This window comes from Zoogloea sp. (assembly GCF_041904905.1).
GTDB lineage: Bacteria > Pseudomonadota > Gammaproteobacteria > Burkholderiales > Rhodocyclaceae > Zoogloea.
Genome location: NZ_JAYRMI010000003.1, coordinates 82,066 through 96,577, shown reverse-complemented (window position 1 = coordinate 96,577; position 14,512 = coordinate 82,066). Strand labels below are relative to the sequence as shown.

14 protein-coding genes are annotated in these 14,512 nt (G+C 71.0%); 5 read left to right on the top strand and 9 right to left on the bottom strand.

What is annotated here, in order from left to right; genetic code table 11:
- Positions 1 to 89 precede the first annotated feature (89 nt).
- Genes ACE3N6_RS01835 through ACE3N6_RS01825 form a run of 3 tightly spaced genes read left to right on the top strand, consistent with a single transcriptional unit; the run spans position 90 to position 2,451 of the window.
- Positions 90 to 1,373 carry a sensor histidine kinase gene (locus ACE3N6_RS01835; protein WP_374243455.1) on the top strand — a complete coding sequence of 428 codons (1,284 nt, stop codon included), beginning with the start codon at positions 90 to 92 and terminating at the stop codon, positions 1,371 to 1,373.
- 13 nt (positions 1,374 to 1,386) lie between these two features.
- Positions 1,387 to 2,031, top strand: coding sequence for a response regulator (locus ACE3N6_RS01830; protein ID WP_374243454.1), 645 nt, complete (start codon positions 1,387 to 1,389; stop codon positions 2,029 to 2,031).
- A gap of 39 nt (positions 2,032 to 2,070) precedes the next feature.
- Positions 2,071 to 2,451: a c-type cytochrome gene (locus tag ACE3N6_RS01825; RefSeq protein ID WP_374243453.1), complete on the top strand. Its 381-nt coding sequence runs from the start codon at positions 2,071 to 2,073 to the stop codon at positions 2,449 to 2,451.
- 78 nt (positions 2,452 to 2,529) lie between these two features.
- Here ACE3N6_RS01825 and ACE3N6_RS01820 read toward each other — a convergent pair whose 3' ends face one another.
- From ACE3N6_RS01820 to ACE3N6_RS01805, 4 genes are all read right to left on the bottom strand, one after another.
- Positions 2,530 to 3,468 carry a DMT family transporter gene (locus ACE3N6_RS01820; RefSeq protein ID WP_374243451.1) on the bottom strand — a complete coding sequence of 313 codons (939 nt, stop codon included), beginning with the start codon at positions 3,466 to 3,468 and terminating at the stop codon, positions 2,530 to 2,532.
- A gap of 151 nt (positions 3,469 to 3,619) precedes the next feature.
- Positions 3,620 to 4,120 carry a hypothetical protein gene (locus ACE3N6_RS01815; RefSeq protein ID WP_374243450.1) on the bottom strand — a complete coding sequence of 167 codons (501 nt, stop codon included), beginning with the start codon at positions 4,118 to 4,120 and terminating at the stop codon, positions 3,620 to 3,622.
- Positions 4,121 to 4,147: 27 nt separating this feature from the next.
- Complete coding sequence (locus tag ACE3N6_RS01810) at positions 4,148 to 4,537, bottom strand: hypothetical protein (protein ID WP_374243449.1); 390 nt, start codon at positions 4,535 to 4,537, stop codon at positions 4,148 to 4,150.
- A gap of 72 nt (positions 4,538 to 4,609) precedes the next feature.
- Positions 4,610 to 6,442, bottom strand: coding sequence for a sigma-54-dependent Fis family transcriptional regulator (locus tag ACE3N6_RS01805; RefSeq protein WP_374243447.1), 1,833 nt, complete (start codon positions 6,440 to 6,442; stop codon positions 4,610 to 4,612).
- 297 nt (positions 6,443 to 6,739) lie between these two features.
- Here ACE3N6_RS01805 and ACE3N6_RS01800 point away from each other — a divergent pair, with 297 nt between their 5' ends.
- A complete protein-coding gene (locus ACE3N6_RS01800; RefSeq protein ID WP_374243445.1) occupies positions 6,740 to 7,054 on the top strand; it encodes a c-type cytochrome in 315 nt (104 codons plus the stop codon).
- Between the two features lie 87 nt (positions 7,055 to 7,141).
- Here the strand turns inward: ACE3N6_RS01800 and ACE3N6_RS01795 are convergent, their stop codons facing one another.
- The 3 genes from ACE3N6_RS01795 to pedF are packed head-to-tail and all read right to left on the bottom strand — an operon-like array spanning position 7,142 to position 9,348.
- Positions 7,142 to 8,098, bottom strand: coding sequence for a beta-propeller fold lactonase family protein (locus ACE3N6_RS01795; protein WP_374243444.1), 957 nt, complete (start codon positions 8,096 to 8,098; stop codon positions 7,142 to 7,144).
- Entirely contained in the window at positions 8,079 to 8,924 is an 846-nt protein-coding gene (locus ACE3N6_RS01790; RefSeq protein ID WP_374243443.1) for a substrate-binding periplasmic protein, read from the bottom strand. The genes ACE3N6_RS01795 and ACE3N6_RS01790 overlap by 20 nt, the downstream gene beginning before the upstream one ends.
- Positions 8,914 to 9,348, bottom strand: coding sequence for a cytochrome c-550 PedF (gene pedF / locus ACE3N6_RS01785; protein WP_374243442.1), 435 nt, complete (start codon positions 9,346 to 9,348; stop codon positions 8,914 to 8,916). The genes ACE3N6_RS01790 and pedF overlap by 11 nt, the downstream gene beginning before the upstream one ends.
- A gap of 318 nt (positions 9,349 to 9,666) precedes the next feature.
- On the opposite strand from pedF, the gene ACE3N6_RS01780 reads away from it, so the two are divergent.
- Positions 9,667 to 11,700 (top strand): sigma-54-dependent Fis family transcriptional regulator, encoded by a 2,034-nt coding sequence (locus tag ACE3N6_RS01780; RefSeq protein ID WP_374243441.1) that lies wholly within the window; start codon positions 9,667 to 9,669, stop codon positions 11,698 to 11,700.
- 65 nt (positions 11,701 to 11,765) lie between these two features.
- On the opposite strand, the gene ACE3N6_RS01775 is transcribed toward ACE3N6_RS01780, so the two are convergent.
- Complete coding sequence (locus ACE3N6_RS01775) at positions 11,766 to 12,947, bottom strand: sorbosone dehydrogenase family protein (RefSeq protein ID WP_374243440.1); 1,182 nt, start codon at positions 12,945 to 12,947, stop codon at positions 11,766 to 11,768.
- Between the two features lie 7 nt (positions 12,948 to 12,954).
- Entirely contained in the window at positions 12,955 to 14,457 is a 1,503-nt protein-coding gene (locus ACE3N6_RS01770) for an aminoacyl-histidine dipeptidase (protein WP_374243439.1), read from the bottom strand.
- Between the last annotated feature and the right edge of the window lie 55 nt (positions 14,458 to 14,512).

The window sequence follows — 14,512 nt, the reverse complement described above, 5'->3', positions numbered from 1 at the left end:
CGCTCGGGGAACTCTTCCCGGTCGGCGGGGCAGGTTGGCACATGCCTTGCTCTGGTTACTCCCAAAGGAATATATGACGGGGGACACCGATGGACTTGCGCTGGCGACTGTTCGGCTATGTGCTCGGGTTTGCGCTTGCGCTGCTGCTGGCGGCGGCGGCGTGGGTCGGGCTGGCGCTGCGTGAGGATGTGGCCGAGGAGATGGCGGCCTCGACACGTCTGGTGAACACCATGCTGGCGGTGAGCGCCGCGCCGGAATCCCGGGTCGGCGAGCTGGAGGCGCTGCTCGCGGGTGGTCAGTTACGGCACGTGTCGCTCCATGTGGAGCGCTCAAATTTGGAGCAGGCGCCGGCGCCGGCCCGCCGCGGCGTGCTGGACGCGCTGGTGGATCATCTGCTGGACGGGCGCGAAATCCATGAGCGGCGCATTCCGCTGGGCGACGGTACGCTGGTGATCCGGGCCGATGCGCGGGCCGAGATCCACGAGGTGCTGCGCGACGGTGCCCGCATCATGGCGACGCTGGTGGTGTTCTCGCTGGCGATGGCGGCGGTGGCCTGGCTGGCCGCCCACCGGGCGCTCAAGCCGGTGCGCGAGCTGGAGGAGGGTCTGGCGAAGGTCGGGCGGGAAGAGGGGCGGGTGAGCCTGCCGGCCTTCCGCCTGAAGGAGTTTGCCAGCATCGCCAGCGCCATCGAGCGCATGTCCGAGGAGCTTGCCGAGACTCGTCAGGCCCGTCGGCAGCTTGCTCGCCGGCTCCTCGACCTGCAGGAGAGCGAGCGTCGCGAGCTGGCCCGGGAGCTTCACGACGAGTTCGGTCAGGCCCTCACCGCGGTGAGCGTCTCCGCCGCCTACATCGAACGTCACGCCGGGCGGGCCTCGCCCGACGATCTGGCCCAGAGCGCCCGCGACATCCGCAGCGAATCCACCCGCATGATCGGTCAGGTGCGCAACCTGCTCTCCCAGCTGCGCCCCCACGGCCTGGAGGGGCTGCAGATGATGGACGCCCTGAACGATCTGGTCTCGGGCTGGCGGGGCCGGGCGCCCCAGATCGGGATCGAGGCGGCGTTTCCCAAGTCGCTGCCGGCCCTGCCGCCGGCGGCCGGGCTGGCCCTCTACCGCACGGTGCAGGAGGCGCTGACCAACGTGCTGCGCCACAGCGTGGCCAGCCGGGTGCGGCTGACCCTGCGGCAGGTGGGCAAGGCGGTGGAGCTGACGGTGTGCGACAACGGCGTGGGCCAGGCCCAGGACATCGTCCGGCGATCCCGCGGCGGGCTGCTGGGCATGCGCGAGCGGGCCGAGATGGCGGGCGGCTCGTGCTGCTTCGACGAAGCCCCCGGCGGCGGCCTGCAGGTGCGCCTGTGCCTGCCCCTGGCCTGAGACGGAGGCCGCCATGATCCGCATCCTGCTGGTGGACGATCACGCGGTGGTCCGCAACGGCTACCGGCGCCTGCTCGACGCCGAGGAGGGCATGCAGGTGGTGGCCGAGGCCGCCTCCGCCGACGAGGCCTATGCCCGGCTGTGCGGCGGCGGCATCGATCTGGCGATGGTGGATATCAGCCTGCGCGGCAGTAGCGGCATCGAGGCGATCCGGCGCATGCTTGCGCGGGAGCCGGCCTTGCGGGTGCTGGTGGTGTCGATGCACGACAACCCGAGTTTCGTCGTCCAGGCGATGCGGGTGGGGGCGCTGGGTTACCTCACCAAGAACAGCGAGCCGGTGGAGGTGCTGGACGCGATCCGCAAGGTGGCCGTGGGGCGGCGGGTGCTGTCGGCCGACGTGGCCCAGGCGCTGGCCGGGTCGGTGCTGGACGGCGACGCCCCGCTGGCGTGCCTCACCCCGCGGGAGTTCGACGTGTTGCGGATGGCGGCCAGCGGCGAGTCGCCCGGCGCCATCGCCAGCCGGATGCACCTGAGCCAGAAGACGATTCACAACCACATGTCCTCGATCCGGCAGAAGCTGGGCGTGGACAACGATTTCAAGCTGATGCACCTGGCGGTGCGCCACGGGCTGACCGACTGGTCGGTCCAGCCCACCTGAGCCAGGCCGTTATCCAATTTTTAGCCAAGGAGAAGAAACATGTTTGCCTTACCCAAGAAGGTCGTTCCGGCGCTGCTGGCGCTGGTCGCCACCGCCGCCGTTGCCGGCCCCGACGATGACATGAAGGCCCTCGCCGTGAAGAGCGGCTGCCTGACCTGCCACTCCATCGAGGCGGGCGCCCCCGGCCCCAACGGCATGGCCCCCATCGGCCCGGCCTGGCAGGACGTGGCCAAGATGTACAAGGGCAAGCCGGGTGCCGACGAGTTCCTGACCCGCGTGGTGCTGGAAGGCTCCAACCCCTACGGCAGCCACTGGAAGGACAAGACCAGCGGCCTCGCGATGCCCCCCAACAAGGTGGCCATCAAGGAGACCGACGCCAAGAAGCTGGTGAAGTGGATCCTGACCCTGGCGCCCAAGTAAGCCGCCGGCAGGCCATCGCAACGGAAAGACCCCGGACGTCCCCCCGCCGGGGTCTTTTCGTTTCCGGGGGGCGGTGGCCTACTTGCCGGCCCGCGCCGCCGTGGACCGGGACGATACCGCGATGCCCGCCACGATCAGCCCGAAGGCGACGCCGTGGAAGGGCTGCGGGCCTTCGCCGATCACCGCGGCCGACAGCAGCGCCGCAAAGAGCGGCGTGAGGTTGTAGAAGATCGACGCCATGGCCGGCCCGGCCTCGGCCACCGCCAGGCCCCACAGGCGGTAGGCGATGATCGACGGGCCGATGGCCACGAACAGGATGATCGCCACCAGCTGCCACGACCACTGAGTGGGTGCCGCGGGGGCGATCATGCCGCCCACCACCGCCGTGGCCACCGCGCCGCTCACCCCGAAGATCGCCTGGGCCACCAGAAACTGTGCCCAGTTCCAGTCGGGCCGCGCCGCGCCCTGCATGTGGGCGGGCGGCCGGGCGAGCATCCAGCTGTAGAGCGACCAGCCGACGATCGCCACCACCATCAGCAGGTCGCCCTGCACGAAGTGGATGTCGGCCAGCGCCGCCGGGTTGCCCCGGGACATGACCAGCGCCACCCCGGCCAGGGACAGCAGGGCCCCGACAAGCTGCAGCCGGGTGGGGCGCACCTTGTAGCCCACCGCGCCCACCACCATCGCCCACACCGGCGAGCTGGAGGCGATCAGGGTGACGTTGAGGGGCGTGCTGGTGCGCAGGGCCACGTATTGCAGGGCGTTGTAGGCGCCCACCCCGATCACCCCCAGCACCAGCAGGTAGCGCCAGCGTTCGACGATCTGCGCCCGCGCCGCGGGGGTGCCGATGGCGGCCCAACCCAGGGGCAGCAGCAGCGCGAACGCCACCACCCAGCGCAGGGCGTTGAGCCACAGGGGGTCGATGCTGCCGATGGCCAGGCGGCCGACCACCGCGTTGATGGCCCACATGGCGGGCGGGGTGGCGAGCATCAGGACGAGGCGTGGCGTGAGTTGCATGGGGCTCCCTGGGGTGGACGACGGGTGGCCCGGCGGAGGCCGGGCACGTGGGGGCAGAGTGTAAGAAGCCCGCGGCAAGGGGGGAAGACGCCGCGGCGGTTTTCAGTGTTCAGCCGGTTGAACAATCGGGCCGGCCTGGGGGGCTGGGGGCTCAGGGTGGCGAGCCGAGCCCCAGCGCCTGACGCAGCCGCTCCGGGCTGGTGGCGTGGTCGACCCCGGCGATGCGTCCGGCGTCGATCCGCAGGAGGGTGGCCGCGCCCTTCCGGCGGGGCAGGTCGGCCAGCTGGGCGGCGTCCCGCCCGAGCCCCACGGCGAAGGGCATGGCGCGCAGGGTGGGCAGGGCGAACATCCGGGTGACCAGGGCCGGCATGCCGCTGATGTCGGCCAGGTAGACCGCGCCCAGGCGCGTGAGCACGCCGTCGGGCTGGGCGGCCAGCACTTCGTTGATGAGGTCGCTGGCGGCCTTGTCGGCGGCGAAGATCACCAGCCGTGTGCCGGCGCCAAGGGTGACCGCCTTGCCGTGCTGGTCTTCGAGGGCGAGGGGCGGCAGCGGGGCGCCGGCCTCCAGCGTTGCGGCCGTGGCGGCCAGGGGGGCAATCAGGGCCAGCAGCGCCGCTGCGAGCCGGGGGCGGAGGGTGCCTCGGGGTGTCATCGTGGGGCCTTTGCGGACGGGGGCGGCTTATAGCCAGCCGAAGGGGACGCGGATCTCTTCGAAGTCGCCGTCCGCCAGCTTGTCGTCGGCGTCGAAGACGAGCTGGAGGATCACGTCGGTGTGGCCGCCGAGCCAGTTCGTCGAGACGGGGATCTTGCCGAACACGCAGGGGCCGCCGGCGGGGCGCAGGCGCGAGTGCATGGTGTTGGCGCGGGAGAGGGTCTCGCATTCGCTGCGGCTGTGCACCGAGAAGCGGGTGTTGCGGGCTTTCAGATCCCGGAGGGCGTCGGCGAGGGGGTGGCCGGGCTGGAACTGCTGGCGCAGCGCCGGCACGAGGGGCGAGGGCGGCTCCTCGCAGCCGGCGAGGAGGAGGGCGGCGGCGAGGGCGGCCGCCGGCAGGGGGCGGAGTCGGGACATGGCGGGATGCGGCTGGGACGACAGCCGCGAGTATCCCACGGCCCGCCGCGGGGCGTCAGCGTTCGCCCGCGCTCAGGTGCGTCGCAGCTTGCGGTAGAGGGTGGTGCGGGTGATGCCCAGCTCCCGGGCGGCGGCGGAGATGTTGCCGGCGTGGCGGACCACGGTCTCTTCCACCAGCCGGGTTTCGGCGGCCCGCAGGCTGTGGGTGGTGGGGCGGGCTTCCCGGCTGTCGGTGAGGTCGTGGGGGAGGTGCGCCGGGGTGATCGTGGCCTCGTCCGGCCCGAGCATGGCGGTGGCCAGGCGCAGCACGTTTTTCAGCTCGCGGATGTTGCCCGGCCAGGGGTGGCGGCGGATGACGTCGAGTGTGGCGGCCGCCAGGCGCAGCGGGCGGTTGGGGGATTCGTCGCGCAGGATGCGGCGGGCCAGGGCCTCGATGTCGGTGCGCTCGCGCAGGGCTGGCAGGGCGAGGCTCATGGCCGACAGGCGGAAGTACAGGTCGGGGCGAAACTCGCCGGTCTCGCACAGGGTTTTGAGGGGGCGGTGGCTGGCGCACACCAGGGCCAGGTCGATGGCCTCCTCCGGGCCGCCGCCCAGGGGGGCGACCCGCCGGGTCTCGAGCACCCGCAGCAGCACGGCCTGCAGGCGCAGGGGCATGTCGCCGATTTCGTCGAGGAACAGGGTGCCGCCATGGGCCTCGCGCAGCTTGCCGCGGGCGCCTTCGCCCCGGGCGCCGGTGTAGGCGCCGGCCCGGTAGCCGAAGAGTTCGGCCTCGATCAGGTTGGCGGGGATGGCCGCGCAGTTGATGGCCACGAAGGGGCCTTCGCGGCGCGGGCTGCTGTGGTGGAAGGCCTGGGCGAAGACTTCCTTGCCGGTGCCGGTTTCGCCCTGGATGAGCAGCGGGATGTCGAGGCCGACGATGCGCCGGGCGCGGCGTACCGCGGAGGTCACGGTGGGGTCGCCCAGATCGAGGTCTTCGAGGGTCTGCGCGGGGCGGGCGGTGGCGGTGGCGGCGGGGGCCGGGCGCAGGGCCTGGAGGCGGCCGGCCTGCACGCGGGCGGCGAACTCGCGGCCGCCGTGGGCGCACAGCAGGGTGGGGCGCAGGCTGCTCGACAGGGCGTGATCCAGCACGGTGCCCCAGCGGGTTTCGAACAGCCGCGCGAAGGCCGGGCGCTCCTTGCGGCTGTCGCCGATGCCCAGCAGGCGCTCGCCGCGACGGTTGCAGGCGAGCATCTGGCCGGCTTCGTCGAACACCGCCAGCCCTTCGAGGGGCGAGGCGAGGGCCTCGGCGTGGGGGTGGAAGCGGATCGTCACCGCGGCTTCGGCGATGCTCTCGATGAGGCGGTTCTCGATGATCTCGGCGGTGGTCTGGAGCAGCGCCTGGGCGTGGATCTGACTGAGCTGGACGGAGGTGGAGATGTCGAGGATGCCCAGCACGCCGCCCGCCGGGGCGTGGATCGGGGTGGCGATGCAGGTGAGGAAGCGGTTGCGTTCGAGGAAGTGGTCGGTGCCCACCACCGCCACCGAGCGTTGCTCGGCCAGCGCGGTGCCGATGGCGTTGGTGCCCATCGCCCCCTCGGCCCACGAGATGCCGGGCTGCAGCGCCACCTGGGCGGCGCGCTCGGCGAAGTCGGCGTCGCCCACCGCGCGCAGGATGGTGCCGGCGTCGTCGGCGAGCAGAATGGTGGAGGACGAGCGGGCGATCTGCTGGTGCAGATGTTCCATGATCGGCTGGGCGTAGGCGATCAGGCGGGCGTTGCCTTCGAGCCGCTCGGTGAGGGCGGCGCGGGTCATGCCGATGTCGGGGAGCGGGGCGTCGTTGCGCAGGCCGCTGGCGGTACAGCGCTCCCAGGAGCGCCGGATGGCGTCCTCGGTCGGCAGGTGCAGAGTGGGGGCGGGGTTTTTCACGCGGGGAGCCGTGCAGGAAACATGCCAGAGGGCTGGCCGGCTCAAACCGACGAAAACGCCCCCGGTGGCCGGGAAAGTGTTCCGTGGTGCGTGTCGGGATGGAGCAGGTGTGCAGCGGCGGAGCAGGCAGGCGGCCCGCCGGGCCCCCGCCCGCGATGGGCAAGTGCTTGTCTCAAAACGGGTTTGTTCGCTCGCGGTGGGCGCTGGCGGGGTGGCGCACGGAATTTGCTCGGGTGGCGGGGCGGGCGGTCTGCGGGCCGCCGCCTAGACCAATCACAATCCGATCCAGGAGGAGCTATGAAATTCGTTCCAATGCTGTGCGCGCTTGCGCTGGGGGCTGCCGCTTCCGCACCGGCGATGGCATCCGAAGAAATCATCAAGAAGGCGCGCTGCACGGCCTGCCACGCGGTGGACCAGAAACGCGTGGGGCCTTCTTACAAGGACGTGGCGGCCAAGTACAAGGGCCAGGGGGATGCGGTGGCCGTGCTGACCGCCAAGGTGCGCCACGGCGGTTCCGGCGTGTGGGGGGCGGTGCCGATGACGCCGAACGGTCCGGACAAGATCAGCGACGCCGATCTGAAGGCCGCCGTCGAGTGGATTCTGAAGCTCTGAGCCACGCTCCGATGGCACAAAGCTACGCCTGCTCCAAGTTGGAGCAGGTGTGGCGTAACGAATCAGTTTGCGCGGATTGACGCTGCCTCAGGGCAGCACGATGACGCCCCACGGCAGCTCGCCGACGGGGATCTCGGTGACGGTGGCGAGGCGTTCGGTGTCGATCACCGAGACGCTGTTGGAGCGGCCGTTGGCCACGTAGAGCTTGCGCCCGTCGGGGGTGAGGGCCATGTTCCAGGGGCGCTTGCCCACCGGGATGGTGGCTTCGATCCGGTGGTCGGCGGTGCGGATCACGCTCACCGTGCCGTCCTTGCCGTTGGAGACATACACGCGGCTGCCGTCCGGCGCCACTGCGACGCCGTTGGCGAAGGTGCCGGCCTTGACCGAGGCGATCACCTTGCGGCTGGCCATGTCGATGGCGTAGACCGTGCTGGCCAGCTCGCAGGCCACGTAGGCGCGGCTGCCGTCCGGGGTGAAGCCGATGCCGCGGGGGCGGGCGCCCACCGGAATCTGCGCCACCTGCCGGCGGGCCTTCAGGTCGATGAGATCTACCTGCTCGGCCTCTTCGGCGCTTACCAGCAGCCAGCGCCCGTCGGGGCTGAACACCGCGTGCTCGGGGTTCTTGCCGCGCACCCGGATGTCGGCCAGCTTGCGTCCGCTGGCCGCATCGAGCACCACCACGCTGTTGGATTCCTCCACCGCCACCGCCACCCGCTTGCGGTCGGCGGAGACATTGACGCCCTCCGGCGATTCGCCCAGGCGGATGTGGCGGGTGGGCTCCTCGGCGCTCAGGTCCACGGTCACCAGGCCGTCCGACGGCGCCTCGCTGATGAACAGGCGCCGGCCGTCGCTGGCGATGCCGCGGGGGCGGGCGCCGCCGGGCAGGGTGCGCACGACGGTGTCGGTGGCGGTGTCGATCACCGACACCGTGCCGGATTTTTCGTTGGGGACGTAGGCGAAGGGCGCGGCGAAGGCGACGGCAGGCAGCAGGCTGCAGGCCGCCAGGAGGGCGCGCAGGGTGCGGCTAGAGCGTGGGCTGGACATGGGTGATTCCGTGGCGGGCGAAGATGGCTGCGACGGTACCATCCTTCTGCAGCGCGCGCAGCGCCTCGCCGACGGCATCGGCCAGGGCGGTCTCTTCGGCCTTCACGGCCATGCCGATGGGCCAGCTGTTGAGCTTGAGTTCGGGCATCTGGACCACCTCGAGGATGAAGCGGTTGTCCTTGCCCAGGGCCTCCTCGATCTCCGAGCGGGGGCCCATCACGGCGGCAAGCTCGCCCGCCTTCAGCTTCGCCACGGCGCCCGCCACGCTGGGGAAGTGCACCACGTTCTCGCGCAGGCGGCCGTTGAGCACGCCCAGCAGGAAGGCGTCGGCGAGGGAGCGGCCTTCGACGCCGATCTTCTCGCGCGTGAAGACTTCCAGCGCGGTGGCGGCAGAGCCGCGGATCGGGCCGATGCGCGGCACCCGCGCCACGGCGATGGTTTCCAGGTGGTAGGGGCCGAAGATCTTGACCTTCTCGTTCTTGCCCTGGAGGTAGGAATCCACCGGCACGTGCATCATCAGGTCGGAGGGCGGCTGGCCCAGGTAATGACCCTTCCAGACCATGTTGCGCAGGTCGTCGTCCATGTCCTCGTCGGCGTTGTAGCCCACCACCTGGGTGGTGAGGCCGAGCTGTTTGCCCAGCGCCTGGGCAAGCTCCACGTCGATGCCGCGGCCCTGGTTGGACCAGGGCACGAAGCCGTTGTAGACGGCGATCCGCAGGCTGCCGCGCTGGCGGATCTCGGCCAGCCCGTCGGCCCGCGCCGGCAGGCTGGCGGCCAGGGCGGCGGCCCCGGCGGCAAGCAGGAAGCGGCGGCGGTCAGTCTTCACGGACGGTCTCCAGCCAGGCGCGGATGGTCCACATCGCTTCCTGGGACAGGATGCCTTCGAACGGGGGCATGTAGACGCGACCGTCGCGGGTGGCGCCGTGGCGGATGCGCTGCAGGAAGATCTCGTCGCCCTCCTGACCGGCGGGCAGGTAGCGCAGATCGGGGGCGATGCCGCCGGAGACGGCGCCCAGGCCGTGGCAGCGGGCGCAGTTCTGGTTGAACGCGGAGTCGCCGATGCGGATCGCTTCCTTGTTGCCCAGATAGGGGTTCTTGGCGAGCCACTCCTTGCCAACCGGCTTGAGGGAGGAGGTATCCACAGCCTGGGGCACCACGTCGCCGTGGGCGATGACGGCACCGGCGGCCAGGGCCAGCACGGCAGCGGAGAGGGCGCGGAGAGGGCGGGAGAAGAAATTGCGAGCAGTCACCTGTGTCACCTTTGGTCTGGATTGGAATGCGTCGAGCGATGGGCGCAGGGTGAAGCCGGCATCGCCGTGGTGGCCATCAATCAGCAAGGGGCGTGCCACTTGTAACGGGTAGCGACGGGCACACTGTCTTTACGGCGCTGGGGGCGGGTTTCTTAGTTTTTCTTATGAATGGATAAACTGGAACGGACTTTGCTCATGCCTACCCGCCGTGGAGCAGTCACGTTGCTGAAATATGATCCGACTGCTACATTTTGGAGCATCCACCAAAAACCGGGCCCGAACCCGGAGGACAATCCGTTTTAACGGAGGAGACGACACATGCAGGCACCTTTCAACACCGAGGCCCGTTCCCTGAGCCTCCAGGAGGCGCGCGCCCTGTATTTCGACCGGGGCGAAGTGCCGGAATCCCTGCTCGACCGCAACGTGCTGCGTTCCTGGGAGCGCTGTCGGCAGGCGGGGCTCGATCCGGCGTTCAAGGGCGCCCGCGACCCGGACATGCGGGCCGTGGCCGAGGCGCGCGAACGCAACCGTATCCTGCTCTCCCATGCCCAGCCGGTGCTCGAACACCTGTTCGAGCAGATCCGCAACTCCCACAGCATGGTGATCCTCGCCGACGCCCAGGGCATGCTGATCCAGAGCTACGGCGATCCGGACTTCCTGAGCCGCGCCGAACAGGTGGCCCTGCGCCCCGGTGCCAGCTGGAACGAATTCGATCGCGGCACCAACGCAGTCGGGACTGCACTTGCCGAACGCAATGCCGTTAATGTTTTCGGCTGCGAACATTTTTTCGAGAGCAACGCCTTTTTAACCTGCAGCGCTGCGCCCATCCAGGACGCGCAAGGGCGTCTGATCGGCGCGCTGGACATTTCCAGCGACTACCGTGCCTACCAACGCCACTCTCTGGGTCTCGTCAAGATGTCGTCCCGCATCATCGAAAAACGTATCTTCGAAGCGGAGTTCGCCCACCAGGGCCTGCTCAGTTTCCATTCCCGTCCGGATCACGTGGGCAGCCTGTGCGAGGCGCTGCTGGCGATCGGCCCGGATGGCGACCTGCTGGGCGCCGACCAGGCCGCCCTCGATCTGCTCGGCCTGCGCCGCGAGGATCTGCCCCGCCGCCACTACACCATGCTCTTCGACGTGCCTTTGGGCACCCTCGTCGATCGCGCCCGGCGCGACCCCTCGTCGCTCATCGCCATCGGCGGTCGCAACGGCGAGCGTTTCTATGGCCGCCTGCGCGGCAACCTCACCGCCCTGGCTACCAGCGGGCCGGTGCTCCTCGATGCCCGCGGCGAGCGGGTCGGCAAGACCGCGCCGAAGGTTGAGGCGGCCCGTCCGACCGCCAGCGCGGGGCTGACCCTCAAGTCGCTGTCCACCGGCGACGAGCGCCTGCAGGCGGCCATCGACAAGGCCAGCCGGGTGCTCGGGCGCGACATCCCGATCTTGATCCAGGGCGAATCCGGCGCCGGCAAGGAGATGTTCGCCAAGGCCTTCCACAACAGCGGCCCGCGCGGCCAGGGCCCCTTCGTGGCGCTCAACTGCGCGGCGATCCCCGAGACGCTCATCGAATCCGAACTCTTCGGCTACTCCGGCGGTGCCTTCACCGGCGCCCGCAAGGAAGGCGCGGTGGGCAAGATCCAGCAGGCCCACGGCGGCACCCTGTTCCTCGACGAGATCGGCGACATGCCCCTGTCGCTCCAGGCTCGCCTGCTGCGCGTGCTGCAGGAACGCTGCGTGACCCCGCTGGGTACCAACAAGAGCATTCCGGTGGACATCACCCTGGTCTGCGCCACCCACCGCCGGCTGAAGGAAGAAGTGGCCCGCGGCGGCTTCCGCGAAGATTTGTACTACCGCCTCAACGGCCTGTGCATCAACCTGCCGTCCCTGCGCGAGCGCAGCGACATCGGCAGCCTGATCGACAAGCTGCTCCGCGAGGAGGCCGGCCCCGACCGCCCGGTCACCGTCTCCGGCAAGGTGATGGACGCCTTTCTGCGCTACCGCTGGCCGGGCAACATCCGCCAGCTCAGCAACGTCATCAAGGTGGGCATCGCGCTGCTCGACGACGACGAGGACGTGATCGAGACCTGGCACCTGCCCGACGACGTGTTCGAGGAGATCGGCGATCTGGCCCCGGCCGGCGCGTCGGCCATCGAGCCCGCCGTCGTCCGCGTGGCCGAAACCATGGCCTGTGCCGAGGCGGTTCCCACCGGCGCGGCGGCCTTTGGCCGGCTGGAGGAGATCGAGCGCGACATGATCCAGCGCACCCTTGAGGCCGAGAGCGGCAACATCTCCGCCGCCGCCCGCCGCCTGGGCATCAGCCGCAACACGCTGTACCGCAAGCTCGGTCGGTTCTGAGCCCAAGCCCCCGGCGGCCAGGCAGAAAGCCCTCCGAGAGAGGGCTTTCTGCCTGCTGGGGCCGGTCAGCGGGAGGCCACCGCGAGCAGGGTGCCGTTGCGGTCTTCGGTCACCCACAGGCGGCCGTGGCGGTCGGCCTTGATGTCGGTGGGTGCGCCCATGGGATGGCTGGTGTCGGCCTGCCAGCCTTCCACCAGCACCTCGAAGTTGCGGGCGGGCTGGCCGGATTTGTCGAAACGGTACGCAACGATCCGGTGGCCCAGCTTGCGGTAGCCGTGGAGGGCAATCACCAGGCTGCCGCGCCATGGGGCGGGGGCGCCGGGGCTGTCGTAGAACGTCATCCCCAGCGGCGCCGCGTGGGCCGGCAGCAGGCGCTCGGGCTTTGCGTAGCGGCGGCAGTCGCCGCTGCCGAAGGCCGGGTCGAAGGCGTCGAGCCCGGTGCAGTAGGGCCAGCCGTAATGCTGACCGGGGCGGATGCGGTTGAGCTCGTCGGGCGGCCGGGTGTCGGAATCCCGATTGCCGGGCAGCCAGTCGCGGCTGTTCTCGGCCTGCCACAGGCTGCCGTCCGGGCCGAAGGCCAGGGCCATCGAGTTGCGCAGGCCGCGGGCGAACACCGTTGCCGTCCAGCGGCCGTCTTCCAGCTTGTAGCGCCAGATCGCCGCACCGGCGTCGGGGCGTTCGGCCTCCGGGCAAGGGTGGCCGGCGGGGCCGTCCTCGCAGTGGTCGGTGGTGCTGCCGATGTTCGCGTAGATCGCGCCATCGGGGCCGAACACGAACTGCTTGAGCGGGTGGCGCCCGGTGGCGGGCAGCTTGACGATGAGCGGCTCCAGCACCGGCGGCGAGCGGTCGAGGCGGACCCGCGAGATGCGCCCGGCCTCGCCGATGTACACCGCGCCGTCGGGCCCCGCCTGCAGCCCGTGGGGGCGGTCGAGCCCGGTGAGGAGCGGCTTCACGTCGAAGCCGCCGGGGCGGGGGGTGAGCTGCAGCAGGCGCCCCCTGGGCGCGTCCCAGCGGCCCAGGTCGGCCACCAGCACGCGGCCGTCGGCCAGCGGCAGCACGCCCCGGGGAAAGCCCAGCTTCGTCGCCGCCAGCCCCACGCAAAAGCCCTTGGCCACCTTGAGCGGCACCGCCGGCAGGCCGCCGCAGTCGCCGCTCGTCGCGTAGCCGTCGCCCTTGCCGGCCGCGTGGGGGGCGGTGACGGCGAGGGCGCAGAGCAGGGCGCCAGTCCGGAATCGCTCGCCGATCATGCCCGGCTCAGGCGGCGATGTCGGCCAGGATGGCGGTGAGCAGCTGCCACACCTTGCCCACGGCCGCGATCTCCACCCGCTCGCCCGGCGCGTGGGCGCCGCGGATGGTGGGGCCGAAGGAGACCGTGTCCATGCCCGGATGCTTGGCGCCGATGATCCCGCACTCCAGCCCGGCGTGCACCACCTTCACCACCGACTCGCCGCCGAACTCCCGCGCATAGACCCGCTGGCAGCGGGCCAGCAGCGGCGAGGCCGGATTGGGCGCCCAGCCCGGGTAGTGGCCGGATTTGCTGGCCGGGGTGCCCGAGAGCGCGAACAGGCTGACGATCTCGTCGGCCAGCGCCTCGCTGCCGCTGTCGACGAGGGAGCGCACCATGAAATTGCAGCTGCCGCCATCCGGCCCGATGCTCGCCATGCCCAGGTTGTTGGAGGTTTCCACCACGCCGGGCACCGCCAGGCTCTGGCGACGCACCCCGTGGGGCGCGGCGTGCAGGCTGGCAAGCCACACTGCCTGCTCGGCGGGGGCGAGCACCGCGTTGGCGCTGGCGGGGGCGTGGGCGAGGCTCAGGCCAGCGTCGACGCCCGCGAGTTCCTGCCGCAGGGTGGCCTGCCAGCCGGCCAGGGCTTCGCCCAGCGCGTCGCCGCGGCCGGCGGGCAGGGCGACGGTGGCGCGGGCCTCGCGGGGCAGGGCGTTGCGGGCGGTGCCGCCATCCAGCGCGGCGAGGCGCAGCGGGAAGCGGGCTTCGAGATCCCGCAGCACCCGCACCAGCAGCTTGATGGCGTTGCCGCGCTCTTCGTGGATGTTGACGCCCGAGTGCCCGCCGCAGAGGCCGGTGAGGGCGATCTGCCATGCCTCGTGGCCGGCGGGCAGGGCGTCGGGCGTGCCGGGGCGGGCGACGTTCACGTCCAGCCCGCCGGCGCAGCCCAGGTAGAACTCGCCCCAGTCTTCGGTATCGATGTTGAGCATCAGCCGGCCCTGCAGCACGCCGGGCGCCAGCCCCTGGGCGCCGCCCATGCCGGCCTCCTCGTCCACCGTCAGCAGGGCTTCGAGGGGGCCGTGGACGAGGCGGCTGTCTTCCAGCACCGCCAGGATTAGCGCCACGCCGATGCCGTTGTCGGCGCCCAGGGTGGTGCCTTCGGCCACCAGCCAGCCGTCCCGCAGCACGGGGCGGATCGGGTCGCGGGTGAAGTCGTGGTCGGTGTCGGCGTTCTTCTGGCAGACCATGTCCAGGTGGGCCTGCAGCACCACGCCGGGGGCGGCCTCGTGGCCGGGGCTGGCGGGTTTGGTGACGATCAGGTTGCCGGCGCCGTCCACCCGGGCGTCCAGCCCCTTTGCAGCGGCCCAGGCGTGGAGGTGGTCGCGCAGGGCGTCCTCGGCCTTGGAGGGGCGGGGGATCGCGCACAGGGTGGCAAAGTGGCGCCACACGGCGGCGGGCTGGAGATCGGCGAAGATGGGTGGCAGGGCGGGCATGGCGGCAGGGGCGAGGGGTGGATCGGGAGCGGTTAGCATCGGAGGGATGCGGCGGTGCGTCAAGGGTGGCGTGATGTTCGACAGCGCGCCGAAG

Bases quoted from the DNA above. Each gene is read 5' to 3' on its own strand.
- ACE3N6_RS01825 (WP_374243453.1), top strand. From the start codon at position 2,071: ATGTTTGCCTTACCCAAGAAGGTCGTTCCGGCGCTGCTGGCGCTGGTC.
- ACE3N6_RS01780 (WP_374243441.1), top strand. From the start codon at position 9,667: ATGCAGGCACCTTTCAACACCGAGGCCCGTTCCCTGAGCCTCCAGGAG.
- ACE3N6_RS01820 (WP_374243451.1), bottom strand. From the start codon at position 3,468: ATGCAACTCACGCCACGCCTCGTCCTGATGCTCGCCACCCCGCCCGCC.
- ACE3N6_RS01775 (WP_374243440.1), bottom strand. From the start codon at position 12,947: ATGATCGGCGAGCGATTCCGGACTGGCGCCCTGCTCTGCGCCCTCGCC.
- ACE3N6_RS01815 (WP_374243450.1), bottom strand. From the start codon at position 4,120: ATGACACCCCGAGGCACCCTCCGCCCCCGGCTCGCAGCGGCGCTGCTG.
- ACE3N6_RS01800 (WP_374243445.1), top strand. From the start codon at position 6,740: ATGAAATTCGTTCCAATGCTGTGCGCGCTTGCGCTGGGGGCTGCCGCT.
- ACE3N6_RS01835 (WP_374243455.1), top strand. From the start codon at position 90: ATGGACTTGCGCTGGCGACTGTTCGGCTATGTGCTCGGGTTTGCGCTT.
- ACE3N6_RS01770 (WP_374243439.1), bottom strand. From the start codon at position 14,457: ATGCTAACCGCTCCCGATCCACCCCTCGCCCCTGCCGCCATGCCCGCC.
- ACE3N6_RS01830 (WP_374243454.1), top strand. From the start codon at position 1,387: ATGATCCGCATCCTGCTGGTGGACGATCACGCGGTGGTCCGCAACGGC.
- ACE3N6_RS01795 (WP_374243444.1), bottom strand. From the start codon at position 8,098: ATGTCCAGCCCACGCTCTAGCCGCACCCTGCGCGCCCTCCTGGCGGCC.
- ACE3N6_RS01810 (WP_374243449.1), bottom strand. From the start codon at position 4,537: ATGTCCCGACTCCGCCCCCTGCCGGCGGCCGCCCTCGCCGCCGCCCTC.